Source organism: Streptomyces sp. NPDC107562 (assembly GCF_055657325.1).
This window is the reverse complement of the sequence record NZ_JBVKBE010000001.1, coordinates 104358-123184: the sequence shown is the minus strand read 5'-3', so window position 1 is coordinate 123184 and position 18827 is coordinate 104358. Positions and strand designations below refer to the sequence as shown.

The window sequence follows — 18827 nt, the reverse complement described above, 5'->3', positions numbered from 1 at the left end:
AGCCGTCGCACGGCTACCGCACGCCCGCCGCGTCGAGGAGTGCGCCCGCGGTCACCGTCGTCAGCCCGTCGTCGAGGGTTTCCACGTGTGCTCCGGCGCGGGCGCTCGCTCCGTCGAAGACCAGCAGCAGTTGCCGGGCGAGCAGTTCGGGATCCGCAGCGCCGCCCTGCCGGCCCTGGGTGCGGAAGAAGCTCTTCAGTCGTTCCTTGGCCGCGGCGGCGACGACGCTCGCGGGGTGTTCGGGGTCCTTCAGCTCGACCAGTGCCGCGAGGTAGGGGCAGCCGTGGTAATCGGCCTGCGCGGAGGCCTTCTCCAGCAGTGCGAAGACGCTGAGGATCCGCTCCCGGGGCGTCCCGGCGTCCTCGTCCCCGGGGAGGAGCTGTGCCTCGTAGCGCGGGAGCCGGCGCTCCAGACTCGCGGCGAGCATCTCGTCCTTGCTGTCGAAGAGCTGGTACATCGACCGCTTCGACACCCCGGCCGCCCGGCACAGAGCCTCCACGCCGATGGAGACGCCGTCGCGGTAGGACAGCAGGGCGGCGGCGTCGAGCAGCCGGTCGCGGGGGGACACCTTGTCTGTCGTGGCCATACCGCGAGGTTACCGCGCGGACGCCGCGGTGGAAACCGATCGGTATACAGGCCGGGGCCGACCGGGAGCCATGGGGTGACAGAAGCGCTGAACAAGCGCTTAGATAGGGGTCCGATCCCGTCCGCCGCCACCGCCGGAGGCCCGGTTGTTCACTTCCGTCGACGATGTCAGCGCACGCCTCGCCGAGACCGGCTACCTGGCGTCGCCCGCGGTCGCCACGACCGTCTTCCTCGCCGACCGCCTCGGCAAGCCGCTCCTGGTGGAGGGCCCGGCGGGCGTCGGCAAGACGGAGCTCGCCAAGGCCGTCGCCCAGGTCGCCGGCGCCCGGCTGGTACGGCTCCAGTGCTACGAGGGCGTGGACGAGTCCCGGGCCCTGTACGAGTGGAACCACGCCAAGCAGCTGCTGCGCATCAGCGCGGGCCGCGACGAGACGTGGGACGAGGCGCGCACCGACATCTTCAGCGAGGAGTTCCTCCTGCCGCGGCCCCTGCTCACCGCCATCCGCGGTGACGACCCCAAGGTGCTGCTGATCGACGAGACCGACAAGGCCGACGTGGAGGTCGAGGGACTGCTGCTGGAGGTGCTGAGCGACTTCCAGGTGACCGTCCCGGAGCTGGGCACGGTCACCGCCACGCGCCGCCCCTTCGTGGTCCTCACCTCGAACGCCACCCGAGAGCTGTCGGAGGCCCTGCGCCGGCGCTGCCTGTTCCTCCACATCGGCTTCCCGGACGAGGAGCTGGAGCGCCGGATCGTCCGGCTGAAGGTGCCGGGCATCGACGCGGCGCTGGCCGGGTCGGTGGTCCGGGTCGTGGGCGCGCTGCGCGCGATGGACCTGCGCAAGGCCCCGTCGGTCGCCGAGACCGTCGACTGGGCCCGGACGCTGCTGGCGCTGGGCGCCGCCACACTGGAGGAGGACGTGGTGCGCGACACCCTCGGCGTGCTCCTCAAGCACCAGGACGACGTGCTGAAGGCCGCGGCCAAGCTGGACCTGGACGCCGTATGACCTCCGACGTCGCCTCCCGGCTGACGGACCTCGTGGCCGCGCTGCGCGCGCACGGCATCCGCGTCGGCACCGGCGAGACCGTGGACGCGGCACGGGCGGTGGAGGCGCTGGGACTGGCCGACCGCGAATTGCTGCGCGAGGGGCTGGCCGCGTCGCTGCTGCACACCACGGGTCAACGGCCGGTGTTCGACCCGGTCTTCGACCTGTACTTCCCGCGCGCCGTGGGCGGCCCGGACGGCGCGACGGCGGACCGCGACGACCTGCGCGAGCGGCTCGCTGCGGCGCTCAGCGCCGACGACGGCGCGCTGCTGGGCCGGCTGGCGATCGAGGCCGTCGACGGCTTCGGCGGGTACGGCAGTTCACCGGGGTCCGACGGCTGGTCGGCGTACCAGACGCTGGACCGGATCCGCCCGCAGACCCTGCTCGCCCGGGTCCGCGCCGAGGTGCGGGGCCGGCCGCGCACGCCGGGGTTCGCGGACCGGTTGCTGGACGACGAGATCCGGCGGCGGATCGACGCCTTCCGCGCCCTGGTGGCGGCCGAGGCCCGGCGCCGGGTGGCCGAGCGGCGTGACCGGGACGAGATCGCGCGGCGCGCGGTGGCGCCCACCGCCGACCGGGTCGACTTCCTCTACGCCGGCAAGGACCGGCTGGCGGAACTCCGCCGGGCCGTACGGCCGCTCGCCCGCAAGCTCGCCACCCGGCTGGCCGCCCGGCGCCGGCGCGCCGCCCGGGGCAGCATCGACCTGCGGCGCACCCTGCGCGGCTCGCTCTCCACGGGCGGCGTGCCGATGCGGCCGGTGCTGCGCAGACGGCGTCCGGTCCGGCCCGAACTGGTGCTGCTGTGCGACGTGTCGGGCTCGGTGTCCGGCTTCTCGGACTTCACGATGCTGCTGGTGCAGGCGCTGCACGACGAGTTCAGCAAGCTGCGCGTCTTCGCCTTCGTCAACCGGATCGACGAGGTGACCGGGCTGCTGGTGCACGGCGCCGCCGACGCGGAGGGTCTGAGCGCGCGCATCCGCGCCGAGGCGACACTCACCGGCTGGCACGGCAGCAGCGACTACGGCGTCGCGCTCGGCGAGTTCGCCGAGCGGTACGGCGACGCCGTCGGCCCGCGCACGACGGTGTTCGTCCTCGGCGACGCCCGGACGAACATGAGCGACCCGAACGTGGCCGCGCTGCGGCGGATCGGCGGGCGGGCGCGCCGCGTCCACTGGCTGAACCCCGAGCCGCGCTCCCAGTGGGGCACCGGCGACTCCGCCGCGCCCGCCTACGCCGCACTCGTCGAGATGCACGAGTGCCGCAACGCCCGGCAGCTCAGCGGGCTGATCGCCCGGCTGCTGCCGGTCTGATCAGGCGGCGAGCTGCGGGTAGAGCGCCGCGAGGTCGGCCGACAGGCCCGCCTTGACCTGACGGGTGATGTCGTCGGCCAGCACCTCGAACGCGCCCGACTCGATGCCGTCGAGGGCCTGGGCCGCGACGCTCTCGGGCGTGGACTTGGGTGCGTCGACCTCGGCCGCCATGTCGGTGTCGACGTAGCCGACGTGCAGGCCGGTGACCTCGATACCGCGCGGCCTGAGGTCCAGGCGCAGAGAGTTGGTCTGGGACCAGAAGGCGGCCTTGGAGGCGCTGTAGGACCCCGCGAGGCCGATCCACGACAGCACCGAGTGGAAGTTGAGGATGTGGCCGCCGCCGTTGCGCTCCAGGACCGGGACGAGGGCTCGGGTGACGAGGAGCGGTCCGTAGAAGTTGGTCTCGAACTCGCGGCGGACGTCCTCCACCGGCGAGTCGAGGAAGTTGGCGTTCACCGAGGCTCCCGCGTTGTTGATCAGGACCGTGACGTCCTGCGCCTGCGCCGCGGCGGCCGCGACGGACGCGGAGTCGCTCACCTCCAGGGCGAGCGGCACGGCGTCGGGGTGGGTGATCGTACGGGGGTCGCGGGCGGTGGCGTACACCTTCTTCGCGCCGCGCTCGTACAGGGCCGCCACCAGTGCCTTGCCGATGCCACGGCTGCCGCCGGTGACCAGGGCGACGGAGCCTTCGAGGGAGGTCATGGGTCTGTCCTTGCCGTCTCGGTGTCAGGAGGCGACGGGGAAACCGATCGGTTTCCTCCGTCTCGACGACTGTAAACCGATCGGTTTCCCGGGGCAAGTCCTGGGTCCCCCGGAAGTAGTTCCGGGTGCGACCCTGATGTGCGCGGCCCCGGGTTTCCCTAGGCTCGCCACAACGGAGGGGGGACCCATGAAGGCAGTGGTCCAGGACCGGTACGGCGGATGGGACACGCTGGAGTTCCGGGAGGTGGAGCGGCCGGTGCCCGGGGCGGGCGAGGTGCTGGTGCGGGTGCGCGCGGCCTCGGTCAACGCCTACGACTGGCACTACATGCACGGCGACCCGAAGATCGCCCGCGCGGCGTTCGGGCTGCGCCGGCCGAAGGCGGCCGTCCGGGGCCGGGACTTCGCCGGCGTGGTGGAGGCCGTCGGCGGCGCGGTGAGCGGGCTCGCGCCCGGCGACGAGGTGTACGGCGAGGCCGACGGGGCCTTCGCGGAGTTCGTCCGCGTGGCGGACGGCGCGGTGGACCGCAAGCCGTCCCGCCTCACCTTCGAGCAGGCCGCCGCGATGCCGCTGGCCGCGAACACCGCCCTCGTCGGCCTGCGCGACGTGGCCGGGGTGCGGGCGGGAGGGACGGTGCTGGTCAACGGCGCGTCGGGCGGAGTGGGCACGTTCGCCGTGCAGATCGCCAAGGCGTACGGCGCGGAGGTCACCGGCGTCTGCAGCACGCGGAACGCGGAGCTGGTCCGCTCGCTCGGCGCGGACCATGTCGTCGACTACACACGGGAGGACTTCACCCGCGCCGGACGGCGCCACGACGTCGTGCTCGACCTCGTGGGCAACCGGTCCCTCGGCGACCTCCGGCGCGCGCTGACCCCGGACGGCACCCTCGTCCTGTCCGGCGGCGGCTTCTACGAGGGCGGCAGTCTCCTCGGCCCGATGACCCTCTTCCTCAGGCGGCGCTTGGTGGCGCCGTTCGTCGGGCAGCGGCTGCTCGAACTCCCGGCGAAGGCGGCCAAGGAGAACCTCGCGGCGCTACGGGACCTCGTCGAGTCGGGACAGCTCACGCCGGTCGTCGAGCGCACCTATCCGCTGTCCGAGGCCGCGCTCGCGATACGGCACCTGGAGGAGGAGCACGCCCGCGCGAAGATAGTCGTGGTGGTGTGAGGGCCGGTGCGGCGGGCGCACGAGGTCCGTGCGCCCACCGCGCCGCCCCCGTCCGCCCTACTGGCCCTTCGCGTAGTCCCGGGCCATGGAGCCCGCGAAGTCGTAGAGGATGACCTGCTCGTCGCCGACGACCCAGGCGTCGTGCCCGGGCGTGCAGACGAAGACGTCACCGGGGCCGACCTCCTGCTCGGCGCCGTCGTCCATGCGCAGCCGCATCCTGCCCTGGAGGACATAGCCGTTGTGGTGGATCCGGCAGGTGTCGGTGCCCGCGAGGGGTCCGACGGACTCCGTCCAGTGCCAGCCCGGCTCGAACGTGGCCACGGCGAAGTCCAGCCCCGAGAGGTGGACCGCCTCCAGGTGGCCACGCGGGAAGTCGCGTCGCTCGTCCGGCTTGTCGATCGTCTTCACCTCTAGCATGACCGCTCCTCCTTCCGGCCGGGGTGCCGGTCCGCGCGGCCCGCTCGGGGAGTTCGTGAGCGGCACCGGCGACGGCCGGACCCTCCCTCTCATCGTCCGCCCGCCCGGCCCCGCCCCGCCACCCAGCGCTCAGGCGGCGCCCGCGCACAGGCGGGCGAAGCGGTCGGCGTCGACGTTGCCGCCGGAGACGATGACGCCGACCCGGCGTGGCAGGCGCTCCACGCGGCCGGAGAGCAGCGCGGCCAGCGGGGTGGCGCCGCTGGGCTCGACGACGATCTTCAGCCGCTCGAAGGCGAAGCGCATGGCGGCCCGGATCTCGTCGTCCGAGACGAGCGTGACGGCGTCGACCAGCCGCCGGTTGAGGGAGAAGGTCAACTCCCCCGGTGTGTGCAGCGCCTGCCCGTCCGCGATGGTGTGCGGCACCGGGATGCTGACGCGCCGGCCCGCCTCCAGCGACCGCTTGGTGTCGTCGCCGGCCTCCGGCTCGACACCGATCACCCGGATACCGGGACGCAGCCCCTTGGCCACGGTGGCGCTGCCGGCGATCAGCCCGCCGCCGCCGACCGGGACGATCAGCGCGTCCAGTTCCCCCACTTCTTCGAGGAGTTCGAGTGCCGCCGTGCCCTGCCCGGCGATCACGTGCGGATGCTCGTACGGCGGGATGACGGTGAGGCCTCGCTCCGCGGCCAGCGCCTCGGTGAGGGCGACCCGGTCGCCGGTGTAGCGGTCGTAGGTGACGATCTCGGCGCCGTATCCCTCGGTGGCGGCCCGCTTCGAGGCGGGGGCGTCCTCGGGCATCACGATCACCGCCGTGGTACCGAGCTCACGGGCGGCGAGGGCGACGGCCTGGGCGTGGTTGCCGGAGGAGTAGGCGGCGATGCCACGGGCCAGTCGACCGGGAGAGAGCCGCGAGGCGGTGTGGTAGGCACCGCGGAACTTGAAGGCGCCGACCCGCTGGAAGTTCTCGCACTTCAGGAACGTTTCGGCGCCGACCCGGGCGTCGAGGGCGCGGGAGCGCAGGACCGGCGTGCGGTGGGCGACGCCCTTCAGCCGGACGGCGGCGTCCCGGACGTCGTCCAGGGTGACGGGCGGGGTGGAGGTCGTCACGGGCAGGCTCCTTCGGAGGCGGGGGCTGAGGTGGCGCGGGCCTGGGAGAGGTAGCTGTACGCGGAGGCACGGGAGATGCCGAGGCGCCCGGCGACGTGCTCGACGGCGCGGCGGACCGCGAAGACCCCCTGCTCGTCGAGGCCGCGGAAGAGTGCGAGGCGCTCGGCGCGGCCGAGGCCGGCCCAGTTCTGGTGGCGGCGCGACGGGTGCGCGTCGAGGATGGCGTCGACCACCGAGTCGATGTCGTTGCCGAAGGTGGTGACGGGCGCCTGGACCGACTCGCCGGTACCGGCGAGCGCGGCGAGCAGCGCCTGCGCCTGCTGCACCGCGCCGGCGTCGAGGTTGACGCACAGGGCGCCGAAGACCGCGCCCGTGGAGTCGCGCAGCACCATCGTGGACGACTTGAGCAGTTGTCCGGCGCCGGTGCGGGTGACGTAGTTCAGCTCGTCGCGGGCCTCGTCGCCGCGGGCGAGCACGCGCATGCCGATCTCGCTCATCGCCCCGCCCACCGCGCGCCCGGTCAGCGAACCGGCCACGGCGACCACGGAGTTCTCCGGCCGCCGGTAGTCGTGCAGCACCACCTCGCACACCGGCCCGAAGGTCGCGGCGATGCCCTCGGCGACCGGGACCAGCGCGGCCAGGATCGCGTTCCGCTCACCCTCCGGATCCTGTTCGGGCATCGGCCACCTCATTGGACTCGAAATCCAGCACTTGGACTCCGAGTCTAAGACCATCCCGTTCAGCGCCGGTACAGGCCCACCAACGTCCCGTCGGCGACCTCCCGTTCCCCGAGCGTCCGGTGCACCTGGGCGGCGTTCGGCGCGTCGGGGAGCACGCACGGCTCCGACAGGGCGTAGAGCCGGAAGACGTAGTGGTGGGCGTCGTCGCCCGGCGGGGGATGCGGTCCGCCCCAGCCGCGCTCGCCGTAGCCGTTGACGAGTTCGGTGCCGCCGGGCGGGACCTCGCCCGCGCCGACTCCCTCGCTACGGGGATCGATGCCGACCACGATCCAGTGCGCGAACGTGCCGGAGGGGGCGTCGGGGTCCTCGCACAGCAGCACCAGCTCGGCCGCGTCGTCCGGGACGCCGCTCCACGCCAGCGGGGGCGAGACGTTCTCCCCCTCGTACGCGTAGCGGCGCGCGATGAAGGAGTGGTCGTCGAATGCGCTACTTCTGATGTCGATGTCAGCCATGGGGCCCGAGTAACCGCGGTGAAGCCGGTCCTCACATGCGGCCCGGGGCACGCGACGGCCCGCGCCGGCTCATGGCACCAGCGTGAGCGTCCCGTCGCGGGCCGGGTCCACGTGGACGCCCGGACTGATCCGGTCGAGGACGCCGCACAGCCAGCCGCGGTCCCGCCGGGGCGCAGCCTCCAGCCGCATCCGCCGGGCCCGCAGCGGCACCATGCGCAGGCCGGTCAGCCGCCCGGTGCCGGCCTCCAGCGTGGCGAGGTGGGCGAGGCGGAGGTCGTCGCGGTACTCCTCGTGGCCGGGGATGCCCTCGTAGTCGTCGACGAAGTCGCCGCAGCCGTAGAGGATCAGCCGGTCCCGGTAGACCTCCACGGGGCGGGGGTGGTGCGAGGAGTGACCGTGGACGAGGTCGACACCGCCGTCCACCAGGGCGTGCGCGAAGCGGACCTGGTCTCGGGGGACGAGATAGCCCCAGTTCGAGCCCCAGTGCACGGAGACGACCACGAGGTCACCGGCGCGCCTGACCCGTCGTACGCACCGGACGAGGGCTTGGGCCGCGCCCGGTGAGGGGCCGGGGGCGTACGCCACACCCGGCCGGCCCTCCCCGGACGCCGCCCAGTCCGGCGGGATGCCGCTGGAGCGGAAGCCCAGGGCGAGGACCAGGACGCGCCCGCCGGAGTCCAGCGGGACCACGGCGGGAGCCCGCGCCTCCTCGGCGTCCCGGCCGGCGCCGGCCGTCCGCAGACCGGCGCCTTCGAGCACGTCCAGGGTCTCGTTCAGGCCGGACGGGCCGAAGTCCAGGACGTGGTTGTTGGCCAGCACGCAGACGTCCGGGCGCGCGACGCTCAGGGCGGGCAGGTTGGCCGGGTGCATGCGGTAGTGCACCTGCTTGCCGGGCGCGAACGTGCCGCCGCTCGTCACGGCCGTCTCCAGGTTCACGATCCGGACGTCCGGAGCCGCCGCGTCCAGCGACGGCAGCGCCTCGCCCCACGGCCACGCGGGACCGACCGGCACGGGGATCGGGCCGTTCACCGCCTCGGCCAGCGCCACGTAGTCGCGGGCGTCCTTGACGTACCCCTCCCGCAGCCCCGGGTCGCCGGGGTACACGAGGATCTGGTCGACGCCGCGCCCGAGCATCACGTCCCCGCACAGGAACAGCGTCACGACACCGCCGCCCACACCTCCAGCGTAGGTGCCGCGGTCGCGGCTGCCGCCTCGGCCGCCGGAGCCCCGCGGAGCGCGAGCGCCGAGCCGTTTCACCCTCGTTGTTATCCTGACGAAGCGGGAGGAATGGTGCATATGAGCGAAGACGGTGGGGCGGGGACACGGGAGTCCGGACGACCGCGCCGACCCTGCCTACGCCGATGAGCGAGCCGCCCCGGCCGCCCGATCCGCGCCGCGACCCCGGGTTCGCCGTACTCCTGCGCGACACCCACCGCCGCCTCGTCGGCGCCGATCCCTGGCCGTCGCTCCGGGCGTCGTCCGACGCGGAGGCCGCCCGGTGGCTCTACGAGGACGCCCCGTTCGGCCTGTTGGCCCACGACACCGCCGCCGACCCCGTGTTCGTCTACGCGAACCGGACCGCCCTGCGGTGCTTCGCGTACGACTGGGACGCGTTCGTCGGGCTCCCCTCCCGGCTCTCGGCCGAGCCGGCCGCCCAGGAGGACCGCGAGGCCCTGCTGCACCAGGTCGCCCTCCACCACTACGTCACCGGTTACCAGGGCGTGCGTATCAGCAGGTCCGGACACCGGTTCCGGATAAGGGACGTCACGATGTGGGACCTGGTCGACGCGGACGGCACCCTCCACGGCCAGGCGGCCCTGTTCCGCTCCTGGTCGGACGCCTGAGGGGCGGGGCGCCGCGGGGGTCGACCCCGGGTGCGCCCCGAGGGGATAATCGTCAGCGTGAACATCGAGGCGTTGCGCTACGCCCAGGCCGTCTCCCGCACGAAGTCCTTCAGCGCCGCCGCGCGGGCCTACGGGGTGACCCAGCCGGCGCTGTCGAACGGCGTCGCCCGGCTGGAGGACGAACTCGGTGTCAAGCTCTTCGACCGCTCACCCCGGGGCGTGCGTCCGACCGCGCACGGCGCGCAGACCCTGCCGCTCATCGACCAGGTCCTGAACGCCCTCGACAAGCTGGTCGCCGAGGCCCAACGGCTGGCCCACCCGGGCACGGAGACGATCCGCATGGGCGTGTCTCCGCTGATCGGTCCCGAGCTGGTCGCCCGGGCTTTCCAGGCCGCCCGCACCCTGACGCGCCCACGCGACCTGATCCTCAGGGAGGCGAACCTCGGCCCGCTGAGCGGCGACCTCCAGGCGGGCCGCCTGGACATCCTCCTCGTCCCCGCCGTGCCCGGGCTGCCCACGTTCCGGCACCGCGTCATCGCCCGCGAGCCGATGATCGTCGTCGACCCCGCCGCGGCCGGAAACGACAGCCCGGTGGAGCTCAAGGACGTGGCGGACGCGACCTACATCCTCGGACCGCGCGCCTGTGGTCTGACCACCTTCACCACCGACCTCTTCCGCGACCAGGACCTTCCGCTGATCACGTACCCCGGGGAGGCCGCCAGTTTCCGGGCGGTGGACGAGTGGGCGGCGATGGGCCTCGGAGCGGCGCTCCTGCCCCGCTCCAAGATCACCCATGAGCACACCGGCTGCCGCCCCCTGCTCCAGGCCGGGGAGCCCGTCGAGATCGCGTACGAGGCCGTCTGGGACTGCGAGACCCCTCTCGGGGCCGACCTGGACGAATTCGTCATGACACTCACCGCGTCCGGCGAGCTCGATACTCCCCGATAGCCCACCGGGCCGGCACCGACGTGGCCGAGCTGCCGGACCGCGTCGGAGATCAACGAGGGCTGGTCCACGGCGGCGAAGCTGTCCGGCTCCTCTTCCTCAGGAGCGGACGGGCCAAGGCTCTCGGAAGCGGACGGGCCAAGGCTCTCGGAAGCGGACGGGCCAAGGCTCTCGGAAGCGGAGGCGTCCAGGCCCTTGGGTGCGGACGCGTCCAGGCCCGTGGGTGCGGGCGGACCCGGCTCCTCGGGCAAGGGGGTGTCCGGTCCGTCCGGGGCCGAGTTGACCTGCGTCCGAGGGGCGGGGGTGTGCCGCCCTTCGGGGGCGCGGTCTCCCGGCGGCCGGGGTCGGAAGTGTGGGGAGCCTCCGGGAGCGGATCGCAGCGGGCTGTGCCACCCGGCCCCTGCCGGTCGTTCGGCCTCGGGCGGGGACGCCGCGCGGATCACGGTCCCGGTGGAGTTCCTGGTACAGGTGCTCTTCAGCGAGAAGGCGCCGGACGCGGCGGGCAGCGCGACCCCTCGGGCGGCACGGCACGCTGACGGGCCCCGGAGTGCGCCCCTTTGGCGGTGGAGAGACACTGACAGGGCGACCATCGGCCGCGTTCCCGGCCCCTTCAGCAGTGGCGAGGCACTACGGGGGATCTGGAGGGTCTCGTCGAGAACCGGCTCGCCGACCGCGCCGCGGCGACCCGTCGACCGGCGGCCCGCGCGGTCCCGTCCCCGCGTCACCCACCTGATCCCGGACTCCCGGACCCCCCGCTCCCGAAGGTGATCGAGATGGACCTGAAGTTCGAAGTCGTCGTGCTGCCCGTCTCCGACGTCGACCGGTCCAAGGAGTTCTACGAGTCGCTGGGGTTCCGCACGGACGTCGACAACACGTTCAGCGAGGACTACCGGCTGGTGCACCTCACGCCGCCCGGCTCCCAGTGCTCGGTCATCTTCGGGAAAGGCACGATCGCTGCCGAACCCGGCTCGTTCCAGGGCCTGTACCTCATCGTCTCGGACGTCGAACAGGCCCGCGCGGAACTCGTCGACCGCGGCATCGAGGTGAGCGAGGTGTTCCACGACGCCGGAGGACTCCTCCACCACGGCCACGAGGCCGGCGACGCCACGCACACCGGCGCCGGGCAGGAGCGCGTGCCGGGGCCGCACCCCGACCGCACCTCCTACGCCTCCTACGCCACCTTCAACGACCCGGACGGCAACGGCTGGGTGCTTCAGGAGATCACCGAGCGCCAGCCCGGCCGGTGACGCCTCGTCGGGTCAGATCCAGAAAGGTCGGCCGCCATGAACTGCTACGACTGCGCCGCTGACGCGCTGCGACCGGTGCAGACCCCCGCCGTGGCCGTATGCGCCCGGTGCAAGGCCGGGATGTGCAGCGGGCATCTGCATGCCACCAGGGTTCCGGTTCCCGGTGCCGCGGGTGTGTCCGCCCAGGCGCCTGACGCCCGGCGACTGACGTGCGGGATCTGCTACGAGGCGGAGCAGGCCGCCGCAGGGGTGGCCTGAGCGGCGCGTCGACGGCAGGACCCGTCGGCGGAGGCCACTGCGGGGCGTCCATGAACGAACTGCTCAACGAGGCCGTCGAAGCCCACGGCGGTGCCGCCCGCTGGGGTCGGCTGACGGAGGCACGGGCCACCCTCGTCAGCGGTGGCGAACTCTTCGCCGTCAAGGGCCTGCCGCAGGATCCGGCACCGCGCGAGATGACCGTCCGGCTGCACGAGGAGCGCGCGTCGCTCCGGCCCTTCGGCGCCCCCGACCAGAGAACCGACTTCACTCCCCGGCGGGTGCGCATCGAGAAGCTCGACGGGCGCGTGGTGGCGGAACGTGAGGATCCGCGCGCGTCCTTCGCCGGTCACACGCTGGAGACCCCCTGGGACCCGCTGGACCGCGCCTACTTCAACGGCTACGCGATGTGGACCTACCTCACCACCCCCTTCCTGCTGACCATGCCCGGATTCGCCGTCACCGGTATCGACCCCTGGCAGGAGGCCGGCGAGACCTGGCGAGGGCTGCGCGCGTCCTTCCCGCCCGGGATCGCCGGCCACAGCCCCCGGCAGGACTTCTACTTCGGCGCCGACGGGCTGCTGCGCCGGCACGACTACCACGTCGACATCGCCGGCGGATTCGCCACCGCGCAGTACGTCCACGACTACGTGGAGGCGGACGGCGTACTGGTGCCCACCAAGCGCCGGGCGCATCGCCGGACCCCCGACGGCCGTCCCGTCCCGGACCAGCTCATGGTCTGGATCGACCTCCGCGACGTCCGCTTCCGCTGAGGGGGCCCTCACTGCCTGTGAGCAGCTTCACCCGAACCGCAAAAGAACATGAGGGGGCCCTCAGGTACGCTGGGCCGCAAGAGAACGTGAGGGACCCCTCCGGTTTCACAGAGCTCAGCAGTATCAGGGAGATCACCATGAAGAACCTCGCCAAGCGACTCCCCGTCGTCGCCGCCTCCGTGGCCCTCGCGGGCGCGGCCGTCCTCGGAGCCGGAGGCGCGGCCTCGGCGGCGACCCCGGGGCACACCGGGCAGGACCGAGGCGCGTACCAGGAGCGGGACGACGGTCACGACGCCTTGGCCGTCCGCCACTCCGACGACCACCGCGGCCACCCGGGGACCTGGCGCCACGTCGACGACCGGCGTGACGGCGCGTGGGTCCGGCACCACGACGCGCGGTACCGCTGGGACGGTCACCGCCTCCACCAACTGGTGGACGGCCGCTGGCTCGACGTGACGCCCACCCGCCACGGCGAGGTGGACCGCTGGTACGTCGACCAGGTCCTCGCGTTCGAGCGCTGAAAACCGGCACGTCCAGGCGAGGCGGTACGGAGACGCAACCGATGAGGGGGCGGCTCCGTACCGCCTGTTGCGTTCCTTTATCACGCGGGGGCATCTTCACGTGGGGGCACATCGGAGAGGGATCATGGAATCGATCAGTACCGTCGAGATCGAGCTGCCCGTGCGGCTGGTGCGGTCCTTCACCGCATCCGATCCCGTCCGGATGCGGCTGCACTACGCGGCCCACGACCCCTACGCCCTGCGGGCCACCTTCGGGGCGACGGACGGCGGCGCGTCGGTGGAGTGGATCCTCAGCCGTGACGTGGTCGCCCAGGGACTGAAGCACCACGCCGGTCAGGGCGACGTCAGGGTGTGGCCGGCGGCCGTCGGACCCGGCCGCGACGTCGTGTACATCGCGCTCGACTCGCCCGGGGGTTCAGCCCTGCTCGAAGCGCCCCTGCGGGACATGCGGTCCTTTCTGAGCAGGACGCAGTCACTGGTGCCGCTCGGGGCCGAGTCGGAGCAGTTCGACATGGACACCGAGCTCGCGCACCTCCTGGCGGAAAGCTGAGCGACCCGAGGCCGGCCTTCCCACGCCTCGCGCCCTTCGCGACGGGCCGCTCCCTCAGCAGTCCGGCACGCAGCACTCCAGCGCCGCGATGGTCTGCTGGACTTGCTCGGGACTCAGCGGCGGCTCGGGCAGCTCATGGGCGCCGCCGGCGCGGAAGGCGTCCAGCATCAGGTGGAGATGACGCCGCCAGGCCCGGGGGGCGACCGTGCTCGTGGCCTGGATGATGCCTTCCAGGGACCAGGCGACGAAGGCGATGTCCTCCGGCGTGACGTCGGAACGCACCACGCCCTGCTCCTGCGCCCTGTCCAGGATCTCGATCCCCAGCTCCCTGACGCGCTCGTTGAGCCGCCCGCTGCGGGTGTCCACCGGCAGCCGGGCGGCGGCCATGGCGTTGAACGCGCGGTCGCACGCCTGCAGTTCGCAGAACCGCTCCAGGAAGACGCAGAAGCCTTCCCAGGCGTCGTCCATCGCGGCCGCCTCCTCGGCGGTGTCCAGAAGAAGGGTGAACTTCTCGGCGAAGAGCTCCTCGACCAGCGCGAGCCGGGTCGGGAAGTGCCGGTAGAGGGTGCCGATCGCGACACCGGCCTGGCGCGCGATGCCCTCCAGGGATGCCTCCAGACCTTGCTCCGCGAAGGCCACACGCGCCGCCGCCACGATCGCGTCGCGGTTGCGCTGGGCGTCACGCCGCAGCGGCTTGGCCTGCGCCTGCTGCGCACGGGACAAGGTTCGCTCGGTCATGACCCCAGGGTAACATGAGGCACCCCTCCACATAAGGGGTCGATTCGCGGGTGGTGGCGCCGTCAGACCCGCGGCCGGGGGCGCAGGACGCCCTCGGGGTCGTAGCGCTTCCACAGGTCGGCCACCCGGGCACCGGTCGGTCCGGGGTAGAAGCGGTCGAACGTCGTCCCGTCGGGGGCGCTTTCGAAGTTGACGTAGGCGCCGTCCAGGTACGGGGCGAGCGGCGCCCAGCCGGTGCGCAGGGTGTCCCGCGCGTCCGGCGGGAACGCAGCCCCGATGACGAGGACGTTCTGGTGGCGGTGCGCGAAGGCGGTGGCGGAGGGATCCGGGTCGTGGGTCGCGCCGCCGAGCGAGCGCATCTGCACGAGGACCGGGTCGGGGGCCGCCGATGCCCGCACCAGGGCGCGCGCGGCGCCCGCGGACATCTCGGTGAGCAGTCCGTTGGTGGTCCGGGCCGGCATCTGCCCGGTGTTCTCGTGGAGATGGAGGGGGGAGACCAGGTCGGCGTAGGCGACGATCCGGGCCTGCTGCCCGAGCACGTCGCCCACCTGGAGCAAAGGTTCGAGCGCCCTGCGGACGACGGGCACGCTCCCCGAGGTGACGACGGCGGTGATGACGGCGGCGGTGGAGCCGTCGTGCTGCGAGGCCAGCCTGAGCTCCGTCGACAGCTCGCGCGGCGCCCGTGCCATGACGTCGGCCCATCGCCGCAGCGTCTCCCCGGCCGGGTCCACCGCCACCACCAGTTGCGCGTGGCCGACGTCGCGGAGTTCCATGGCCTCGATCTCGAAGGCGACGGCGACACCGGCGCCCGCGCCCGCACCCCGCATCACCCACAGGAGGTCGGGCTCGTTCGCGGCGTCCGCGCGCACGAGCGTCCCGTCGGCCAGGACGACCTCGACGGCGCGAATGTGGTCGACGGTCAGCCCGTACCTCCGTACCAGCCAGCCGACACCGCCGCCGGTCGCGATGCCGCCGACACCGACGTTGCCGTGGTCGCCCGAACTGACGGCGAGCCCGTGCGGCGCGAGCGCCTGGGCCACCTGGGCCCAGCGGGCGCCCGCCTCGACCCGGATCAGCCGGGTGCGGCGGTCCAGGACGTCGGTACGGTTCAGGGCTCTCAGATCGATGACGAGCCCGCCGTCGTTCGTGCCGGTGCCCGCCAGACCGTGACCGCCGCTGCGGACGGCGACCGGGACACCTCGGTCCCGTGCGAACCGCAGCGCCGCCGCGACGTCCCGCGCGGATTCGGGCAGCACCACGTGGGCCGGGCGGCCCACGGTCGTGTAGGTGGACCGCACCCGCGGGTAGCGGCTGTCGCCGGGCGTGACGATCTTGCCCGCGAGCTCGGCCGGCACCTCGCCGGGAGCGCCGCTCATCGTCCGCCCCGGCTCTTCGCGACGCTCTCGCGCACCGCCGGCACGACCTCGTCGGCGAAGCGGGCCAGTTGCCGCTCGGAGTCGGCGACCGGCCAGAAGACGAAGGTGTCGAAGCCGAGATCGACGGTCCAGTCGGTGAGGGTGTCCACCCAACGCGGCACGTCACCGACGAGCCCGGGCGCGCCGCCGTGGCCGCCGATCGCGCCGATCACGTTGTAGACGCGCCGCAGGGTCCGCGGGTCACGCCCGGCCGCGACCGCCGCCTCGTCGATGATCCGTTGCCGGGCGGGAACCTCGCCCGGAGGGACGTAGATGTTCAGCGGTGAGATCCAGCCGTCCGCCCGCTGACCGGCCAGAGTGAGCATCCGGCGCTTCTGCGCGCCGAGCCAGAGCTCGACGGGCCGTGGGGGCACCGGTCCTGCCTGGTACCCACCGATGCTGTGGTACGGGCTGTGCAGCCGCACGGCGTGCCCGTCCAGGGCCGTGCGCAGCAGCCCCAGCGACTCCTCGGCGAACGCGACCATGTCGGGGCCGCGTCGCGCCGGTCCGCCCATGGAGGCGATGGCGTCGGGAATGCCGCCCCCGCCGACGCCGAGCTGGACGCGGCCGCCGGTGAGCACGCTCAGGGACGCGGCGGCCTTGGCGAGCATCACGGGCTGGCGCAGCTGGAGGTCGGCGACGTCGGTGACGAAGGAGATGCGGTCCGTGAAGGCGGACAGGTGCGCGATCAGGGTCCAGGCGTCGAGGTGGCCGGGCTGGTAGGGGTGGTCCTGGACGGCGAGGTGGTCCAGGCCGCGTTGCTCAGCCGTCCGCGCGAGGCGCAGGGTCCGCGGCCACGTCTCGGCGGCGGGGTCGAGACTCACGCCGAAGGAGAGCGGGCGTTCGTAGTCGGTCATGCCTCCACGATGCGCGGCACCGGCCACCCGGCCAAACGTCAAGTAAGGTGCTAATCTTTCGTAAGTGGAATCCATTCATGACGACACCTGCCCGCGCTTCGAGGCCACTCTCGAACTCGTCGGACGCCGCTGGACGGGCTCGATCCTGGTCGCCGCCGGCAAAGGCGCCCGGCGCTTCGGCGAGTACCGCGCGATGATCAGCGGGATCTCCGACCGCCTGCTCTCCCAGCGGCTGAAGCAACTGGAGGCCGAGGGCCTCATCGAGCGCACGGTCATCCCCTCGACTCCCGTGCAGATCCACTACCGGCTGGCACCGGAGGGCGAGGAACTGGTGGAAGCCCTGATGCCGCTCGCGCGCTGGAACATGCGGCGTTCCGGCACCCGGGGCGGGGGATGGATCCCGGCCGCCTGAGGCCGGTCGACGGCCCGGCAGCGCCGGGTCGGTGACCTCGCCTCACCGGCGTCCGGGGGGCGAGGCCCGGTACAGGCCCCGGCCGGCCCGGTACGCCCGGGAGGTGGCGACGAGGCGGTCGAGGGTGCTGCGAACGGCGTTGATGCTGCCCGCGCTCCCGGCGCGGCCGAGCGCCTCGGCGACGTCCCGGGCCCGCAGGGCGGCACCAGGGTCGTCGGCGAGCACGGCGATCACCTGCTCGGTGAAGCCCCGTCCGAGCAGCTCGGGCGTCGGCCGGGCCGCCCTCACCGCGCGGTCGCCTCCGGTCGGTGCACGCCCGACGGTCGCACCGTCGACGGGCGCGCCTGCCACGGGCGCATCCTCGGCGGACGCGCCGTCGGCCGTGGGCGGCACGGTGGACGGCAGGGCACGCAGCGCGGCCAGGGCACCCCGGAGGGATTCGATGTGACCGGAGACGACCGCGAGTTCCGCCTGGACCGACTGCTGTTGCAGGTACAGCCCTTCCTGCCGTTCCTCCAGCTGGACCAGCTCCGACTGAAGCAACGCCGTCGCCGCCTCGATGCTGTTCGCCGCCGGCCCTGGCGCTGACATGAGTACTCCCTGTTCCTGGCTCCGTCTCCGCGACGAGCATACGGCGGTCCTTCGGGACGCCGCGGGGGCGTCCGGGCACGGTCACCCCGCCCTCCGTCACGTACTTGGTGGCCCCGTGAACGAAAGGCCGAGGAGACCTCGGAACACGAGCAGTGGCACGCGGTCCGTGGCAGACGGTGGGTTTCGGTGGCAGGGAGGCGACGAACCAGTGGTGAACACACGTGATGACGATTCCTCCGGGCCACCCCTGGCGGCCCCGGCCCGGCGGCCCGCAACTCCTGTGGACGCGGCCCGTGTCGGCGAGGCAGACTGTCGAGCGCGATCAAGGCCTTCCGACCTTCACCGGCCGATCGCGGCCCCAGCACTTGAGAGTGGCGAAGACCTTTCATGAACCCGCGCGCCCTGCCGACCGTGGCCGTCCTGGCCGGTGACCCCCTCACACAACAAGGTGTGGTCGCCTACCTCCGCTCCCGCCCCCAGATCGAGGTCCTGGACCGCGAGGACAGCGCGCGGGCGGACGTCCTGGTCATCCTCGACACCGATGTCACGTCCACGACGCTCGCCGGGATCCGACGAGAGGCGCGGGAGTCGGCCAATGCGGAGATGCGGATCGTGCTGGTCGCCAACAGCATCACGGAGCGTCAGCTCAAGGACGTGATCGGCCATCGGCTGGTGGGCTTCCTGCCCCGCCGGCGGACCGGGATGCGGCAGATCCTCGCGGCGGTGCTGGACGCCTGGGCCGGCAGCGCCTGCCTTCCGGCGGCTCTCGTGCGCAGCCTGATCGACGATCTGCGGGGCATGCAGGAGGCGGGCGCATCGCCGGTCGGGTTCACCGAGCGTGAGATCGACATCGTCAGGCTGCTGGCGGAGGGGTGGACGACCGAGGAGATCGCGGACAAGCTCGGCTATTCGGAGCGCACGATCAAGAACGCGCTCCACTCCCTGAACGTCCGGCTCGGCCTGCGCAACCGCGCCCATGCCGTGGGCCACGGCGCCCGGCTCGGGATCCTCTGACGGCGGCCCCGAGCGGCGGTGTGGTGACCGTTGGGGAAGTGTGGTCTTCCCGATCGTCCCCGCTCCCCCTCGACGTGCGGTGTGCCAGGCCCCGACGCCACTACCGTGGTGCGCAGCGGGCCCGGTTGTTCCCCCGTACAGTCGGGC

The 18827-nt window shown here is 73.0% G+C and carries 23 protein-coding genes; 12 read left to right on the top strand and 11 right to left on the bottom strand.

Going from position 1 to position 18827, the window contains the following annotated elements; all coding sequences use genetic code 11:
* Positions 1 to 13: 13 nt before the first annotated feature.
* Positions 14 to 586 (bottom strand): TetR/AcrR family transcriptional regulator, encoded by a 573-nt coding sequence (locus tag ACZ7LV_RS00585; protein WP_471934610.1) that lies wholly within the window; start codon positions 584 to 586, stop codon positions 14 to 16.
* 145 nt (positions 587 to 731) lie between these two features.
* Between ACZ7LV_RS00585 and ACZ7LV_RS00580 the strand changes: the two genes are divergently transcribed.
* Positions 732 to 1589 carry an AAA family ATPase gene (locus tag ACZ7LV_RS00580; protein WP_471934609.1) on the top strand — a complete coding sequence of 286 codons (858 nt, stop codon included), beginning with the start codon at positions 732 to 734 and terminating at the stop codon, positions 1587 to 1589.
* Positions 1586 to 2938 carry a VWA domain-containing protein gene (locus ACZ7LV_RS00575; RefSeq protein ID WP_471934608.1) on the top strand — a complete coding sequence of 451 codons (1353 nt, stop codon included), beginning with the start codon at positions 1586 to 1588 and terminating at the stop codon, positions 2936 to 2938. Before ACZ7LV_RS00580 ends, ACZ7LV_RS00575 begins: the two co-directional genes overlap by 4 nt.
* Here ACZ7LV_RS00575 and ACZ7LV_RS00570 read toward each other — a convergent pair whose 3' ends face one another.
* Positions 2939 to 3640, bottom strand: a complete 702-nt coding sequence (locus tag ACZ7LV_RS00570) for an SDR family oxidoreductase (RefSeq protein WP_471934607.1) — start codon at positions 3638 to 3640, stop codon at positions 2939 to 2941.
* Positions 3641 to 3827: 187 nt separating this feature from the next.
* On the opposite strand from ACZ7LV_RS00570, the gene ACZ7LV_RS00565 reads away from it, so the two are divergent.
* Positions 3828 to 4802 (top strand): NAD(P)-dependent alcohol dehydrogenase, encoded by a 975-nt coding sequence (locus tag ACZ7LV_RS00565; protein ID WP_471934606.1) that lies wholly within the window; start codon positions 3828 to 3830, stop codon positions 4800 to 4802.
* 57 nt (positions 4803 to 4859) lie between these two features.
* Here the strand turns inward: ACZ7LV_RS00565 and ACZ7LV_RS00560 are convergent, their stop codons facing one another.
* The 5 genes from ACZ7LV_RS00560 to ACZ7LV_RS00540 all read right to left on the bottom strand — a co-directional run bounded on the left by ACZ7LV_RS00560 (position 4860) and on the right by ACZ7LV_RS00540 (position 8694).
* Positions 4860 to 5219 carry a cupin domain-containing protein gene (locus tag ACZ7LV_RS00560; RefSeq protein ID WP_471934605.1) on the bottom strand — a complete coding sequence of 120 codons (360 nt, stop codon included), beginning with the start codon at positions 5217 to 5219 and terminating at the stop codon, positions 4860 to 4862.
* 129 nt (positions 5220 to 5348) lie between these two features.
* Positions 5349 to 6326, bottom strand: a complete 978-nt coding sequence (locus ACZ7LV_RS00555) for a pyridoxal-phosphate dependent enzyme (RefSeq protein WP_471934604.1) — start codon at positions 6324 to 6326, stop codon at positions 5349 to 5351.
* Complete coding sequence (locus tag ACZ7LV_RS00550) at positions 6323 to 7006, bottom strand: helix-turn-helix transcriptional regulator (RefSeq protein WP_471934603.1); 684 nt, start codon at positions 7004 to 7006, stop codon at positions 6323 to 6325. The genes ACZ7LV_RS00555 and ACZ7LV_RS00550 overlap by 4 nt, the downstream gene beginning before the upstream one ends.
* Positions 7007 to 7065: 59 nt before the next feature.
* On the bottom strand, positions 7066 to 7518 hold the full coding sequence (locus ACZ7LV_RS00545; RefSeq protein WP_401666817.1) for a YbhB/YbcL family Raf kinase inhibitor-like protein: 453 nt from the start codon (positions 7516 to 7518) through the stop codon (positions 7066 to 7068).
* A 69-nt stretch (positions 7519 to 7587) separates the two neighbouring features.
* Positions 7588 to 8694 (bottom strand): CapA family protein, encoded by a 1107-nt coding sequence (locus ACZ7LV_RS00540; protein ID WP_471934602.1) that lies wholly within the window; start codon positions 8692 to 8694, stop codon positions 7588 to 7590.
* Between the two features lie 185 nt (positions 8695 to 8879).
* Here ACZ7LV_RS00540 and ACZ7LV_RS00535 point away from each other — a divergent pair, with 185 nt between their 5' ends.
* The 7 genes from ACZ7LV_RS00535 (at position 8880) to ACZ7LV_RS00505 (ending at position 13653) form a co-directional block, all read left to right on the top strand.
* Entirely contained in the window at positions 8880 to 9362 is a 483-nt protein-coding gene (locus ACZ7LV_RS00535) for an MEKHLA domain-containing protein (protein ID WP_471934601.1), read from the top strand.
* Positions 9363 to 9419: 57 nt separating this feature from the next.
* Complete coding sequence (locus ACZ7LV_RS00530; RefSeq protein ID WP_471934600.1) at positions 9420 to 10310, top strand: LysR family transcriptional regulator; 891 nt, start codon at positions 9420 to 9422, stop codon at positions 10308 to 10310.
* A gap of 770 nt (positions 10311 to 11080) precedes the next feature.
* Entirely contained in the window at positions 11081 to 11554 is a 474-nt protein-coding gene (locus tag ACZ7LV_RS00525; RefSeq protein ID WP_471934599.1) for a VOC family protein, read from the top strand.
* 36 nt (positions 11555 to 11590) lie between these two features.
* The gene (locus ACZ7LV_RS00520) at positions 11591 to 11812 is read left to right on the top strand and encodes a DUF2180 family protein (protein WP_471934598.1); all 222 of its coding nucleotides are present in this window, start codon (positions 11591 to 11593) and stop codon (positions 11810 to 11812) included.
* A 50-nt stretch (positions 11813 to 11862) separates the two neighbouring features.
* Positions 11863 to 12582, top strand: a complete 720-nt coding sequence (locus ACZ7LV_RS00515) for a hypothetical protein (protein ID WP_471934597.1) — start codon at positions 11863 to 11865, stop codon at positions 12580 to 12582.
* A gap of 137 nt (positions 12583 to 12719) precedes the next feature.
* Complete coding sequence (locus ACZ7LV_RS00510; RefSeq protein WP_471934596.1) at positions 12720 to 13103, top strand: hypothetical protein; 384 nt, start codon at positions 12720 to 12722, stop codon at positions 13101 to 13103.
* A gap of 124 nt (positions 13104 to 13227) precedes the next feature.
* Entirely contained in the window at positions 13228 to 13653 is a 426-nt protein-coding gene (locus tag ACZ7LV_RS00505) for an SsgA family sporulation/cell division regulator (RefSeq protein ID WP_471934595.1), read from the top strand.
* Positions 13654 to 13707: 54 nt separating this feature from the next.
* Here the strand turns inward: ACZ7LV_RS00505 and ACZ7LV_RS00500 are convergent, their stop codons facing one another.
* The 3 genes from ACZ7LV_RS00500 to ACZ7LV_RS00490 form a co-directional block, all read right to left on the bottom strand.
* Entirely contained in the window at positions 13708 to 14391 is a 684-nt protein-coding gene (locus ACZ7LV_RS00500) for a TetR/AcrR family transcriptional regulator (RefSeq protein WP_471934594.1), read from the bottom strand.
* Positions 14392 to 14453: 62 nt separating this feature from the next.
* Positions 14454 to 15767 carry an FAD-binding oxidoreductase gene (locus tag ACZ7LV_RS00495; RefSeq protein ID WP_471934593.1) on the bottom strand — a complete coding sequence of 438 codons (1314 nt, stop codon included), beginning with the start codon at positions 15765 to 15767 and terminating at the stop codon, positions 14454 to 14456.
* A complete protein-coding gene (locus ACZ7LV_RS00490; RefSeq protein ID WP_471934592.1) occupies positions 15764 to 16663 on the bottom strand; it encodes an LLM class flavin-dependent oxidoreductase in 900 nt (299 codons plus the stop codon). Before ACZ7LV_RS00490 ends, ACZ7LV_RS00495 begins: the two co-directional genes overlap by 4 nt.
* 64 nt (positions 16664 to 16727) lie before the next feature.
* Here ACZ7LV_RS00490 and ACZ7LV_RS00485 point away from each other — a divergent pair, with 64 nt between their 5' ends.
* On the top strand, positions 16728 to 17075 hold the full coding sequence (locus ACZ7LV_RS00485; protein ID WP_471934591.1) for a winged helix-turn-helix transcriptional regulator: 348 nt from the start codon (positions 16728 to 16730) through the stop codon (positions 17073 to 17075).
* A gap of 42 nt (positions 17076 to 17117) precedes the next feature.
* Here the strand turns inward: ACZ7LV_RS00485 and ACZ7LV_RS00480 are convergent, their stop codons facing one another.
* Positions 17118 to 17666 (bottom strand): hypothetical protein, encoded by a 549-nt coding sequence (locus tag ACZ7LV_RS00480; protein ID WP_471934590.1) that lies wholly within the window; start codon positions 17664 to 17666, stop codon positions 17118 to 17120.
* A 387-nt stretch (positions 17667 to 18053) separates the two neighbouring features.
* Between ACZ7LV_RS00480 and ACZ7LV_RS00475 the strand changes: the two genes are divergently transcribed.
* The gene (locus ACZ7LV_RS00475; RefSeq protein WP_471934589.1) at positions 18054 to 18680 is read left to right on the top strand and encodes a helix-turn-helix transcriptional regulator; all 627 of its coding nucleotides are present in this window, start codon (positions 18054 to 18056) and stop codon (positions 18678 to 18680) included.
* Positions 18681 to 18827 lie beyond the last annotated feature (147 nt).

Coding starts and splice junctions, on each gene's coding strand:
- ACZ7LV_RS00565 (WP_471934606.1), top strand. CDS start 3,828: ATGAAGGCAGTGGTCCAGGACCGGTACGGCGGATGGGACACGCTGGAG.
- ACZ7LV_RS00490 (WP_471934592.1), bottom strand. CDS start 16,663: ATGACCGACTACGAACGCCCGCTCTCCTTCGGCGTGAGTCTCGACCCC.
- ACZ7LV_RS00535 (WP_471934601.1), top strand. CDS start 8,880: ATGAGCGAGCCGCCCCGGCCGCCCGATCCGCGCCGCGACCCCGGGTTC.
- ACZ7LV_RS00480 (WP_471934590.1), bottom strand. CDS start 17,666: ATGTCAGCGCCAGGGCCGGCGGCGAACAGCATCGAGGCGGCGACGGCG.
- ACZ7LV_RS00475 (WP_471934589.1), top strand. CDS start 18,054: ATGAACCCGCGCGCCCTGCCGACCGTGGCCGTCCTGGCCGGTGACCCC.
- ACZ7LV_RS00550 (WP_471934603.1), bottom strand. CDS start 7,006: ATGCCCGAACAGGATCCGGAGGGTGAGCGGAACGCGATCCTGGCCGCG.
- ACZ7LV_RS00545 (WP_401666817.1), bottom strand. CDS start 7,518: ATGGCTGACATCGACATCAGAAGTAGCGCATTCGACGACCACTCCTTC.
- ACZ7LV_RS00510 (WP_471934596.1), top strand. CDS start 12,720: ATGAAGAACCTCGCCAAGCGACTCCCCGTCGTCGCCGCCTCCGTGGCC.
- ACZ7LV_RS00570 (WP_471934607.1), bottom strand. CDS start 3,640: ATGACCTCCCTCGAAGGCTCCGTCGCCCTGGTCACCGGCGGCAGCCGT.
- ACZ7LV_RS00520 (WP_471934598.1), top strand. CDS start 11,591: ATGAACTGCTACGACTGCGCCGCTGACGCGCTGCGACCGGTGCAGACC.
- ACZ7LV_RS00505 (WP_471934595.1), top strand. CDS start 13,228: ATGGAATCGATCAGTACCGTCGAGATCGAGCTGCCCGTGCGGCTGGTG.
- ACZ7LV_RS00495 (WP_471934593.1), bottom strand. CDS start 15,767: ATGAGCGGCGCTCCCGGCGAGGTGCCGGCCGAGCTCGCGGGCAAGATC.
- ACZ7LV_RS00585 (WP_471934610.1), bottom strand. CDS start 586: ATGGCCACGACAGACAAGGTGTCCCCCCGCGACCGGCTGCTCGACGCC.
- ACZ7LV_RS00575 (WP_471934608.1), top strand. CDS start 1,586: ATGACCTCCGACGTCGCCTCCCGGCTGACGGACCTCGTGGCCGCGCTG.
- ACZ7LV_RS00500 (WP_471934594.1), bottom strand. CDS start 14,391: ATGACCGAGCGAACCTTGTCCCGTGCGCAGCAGGCGCAGGCCAAGCCG.
- ACZ7LV_RS00525 (WP_471934599.1), top strand. CDS start 11,081: ATGGACCTGAAGTTCGAAGTCGTCGTGCTGCCCGTCTCCGACGTCGAC.
- ACZ7LV_RS00560 (WP_471934605.1), bottom strand. CDS start 5,219: ATGCTAGAGGTGAAGACGATCGACAAGCCGGACGAGCGACGCGACTTC.
- ACZ7LV_RS00515 (WP_471934597.1), top strand. CDS start 11,863: ATGAACGAACTGCTCAACGAGGCCGTCGAAGCCCACGGCGGTGCCGCC.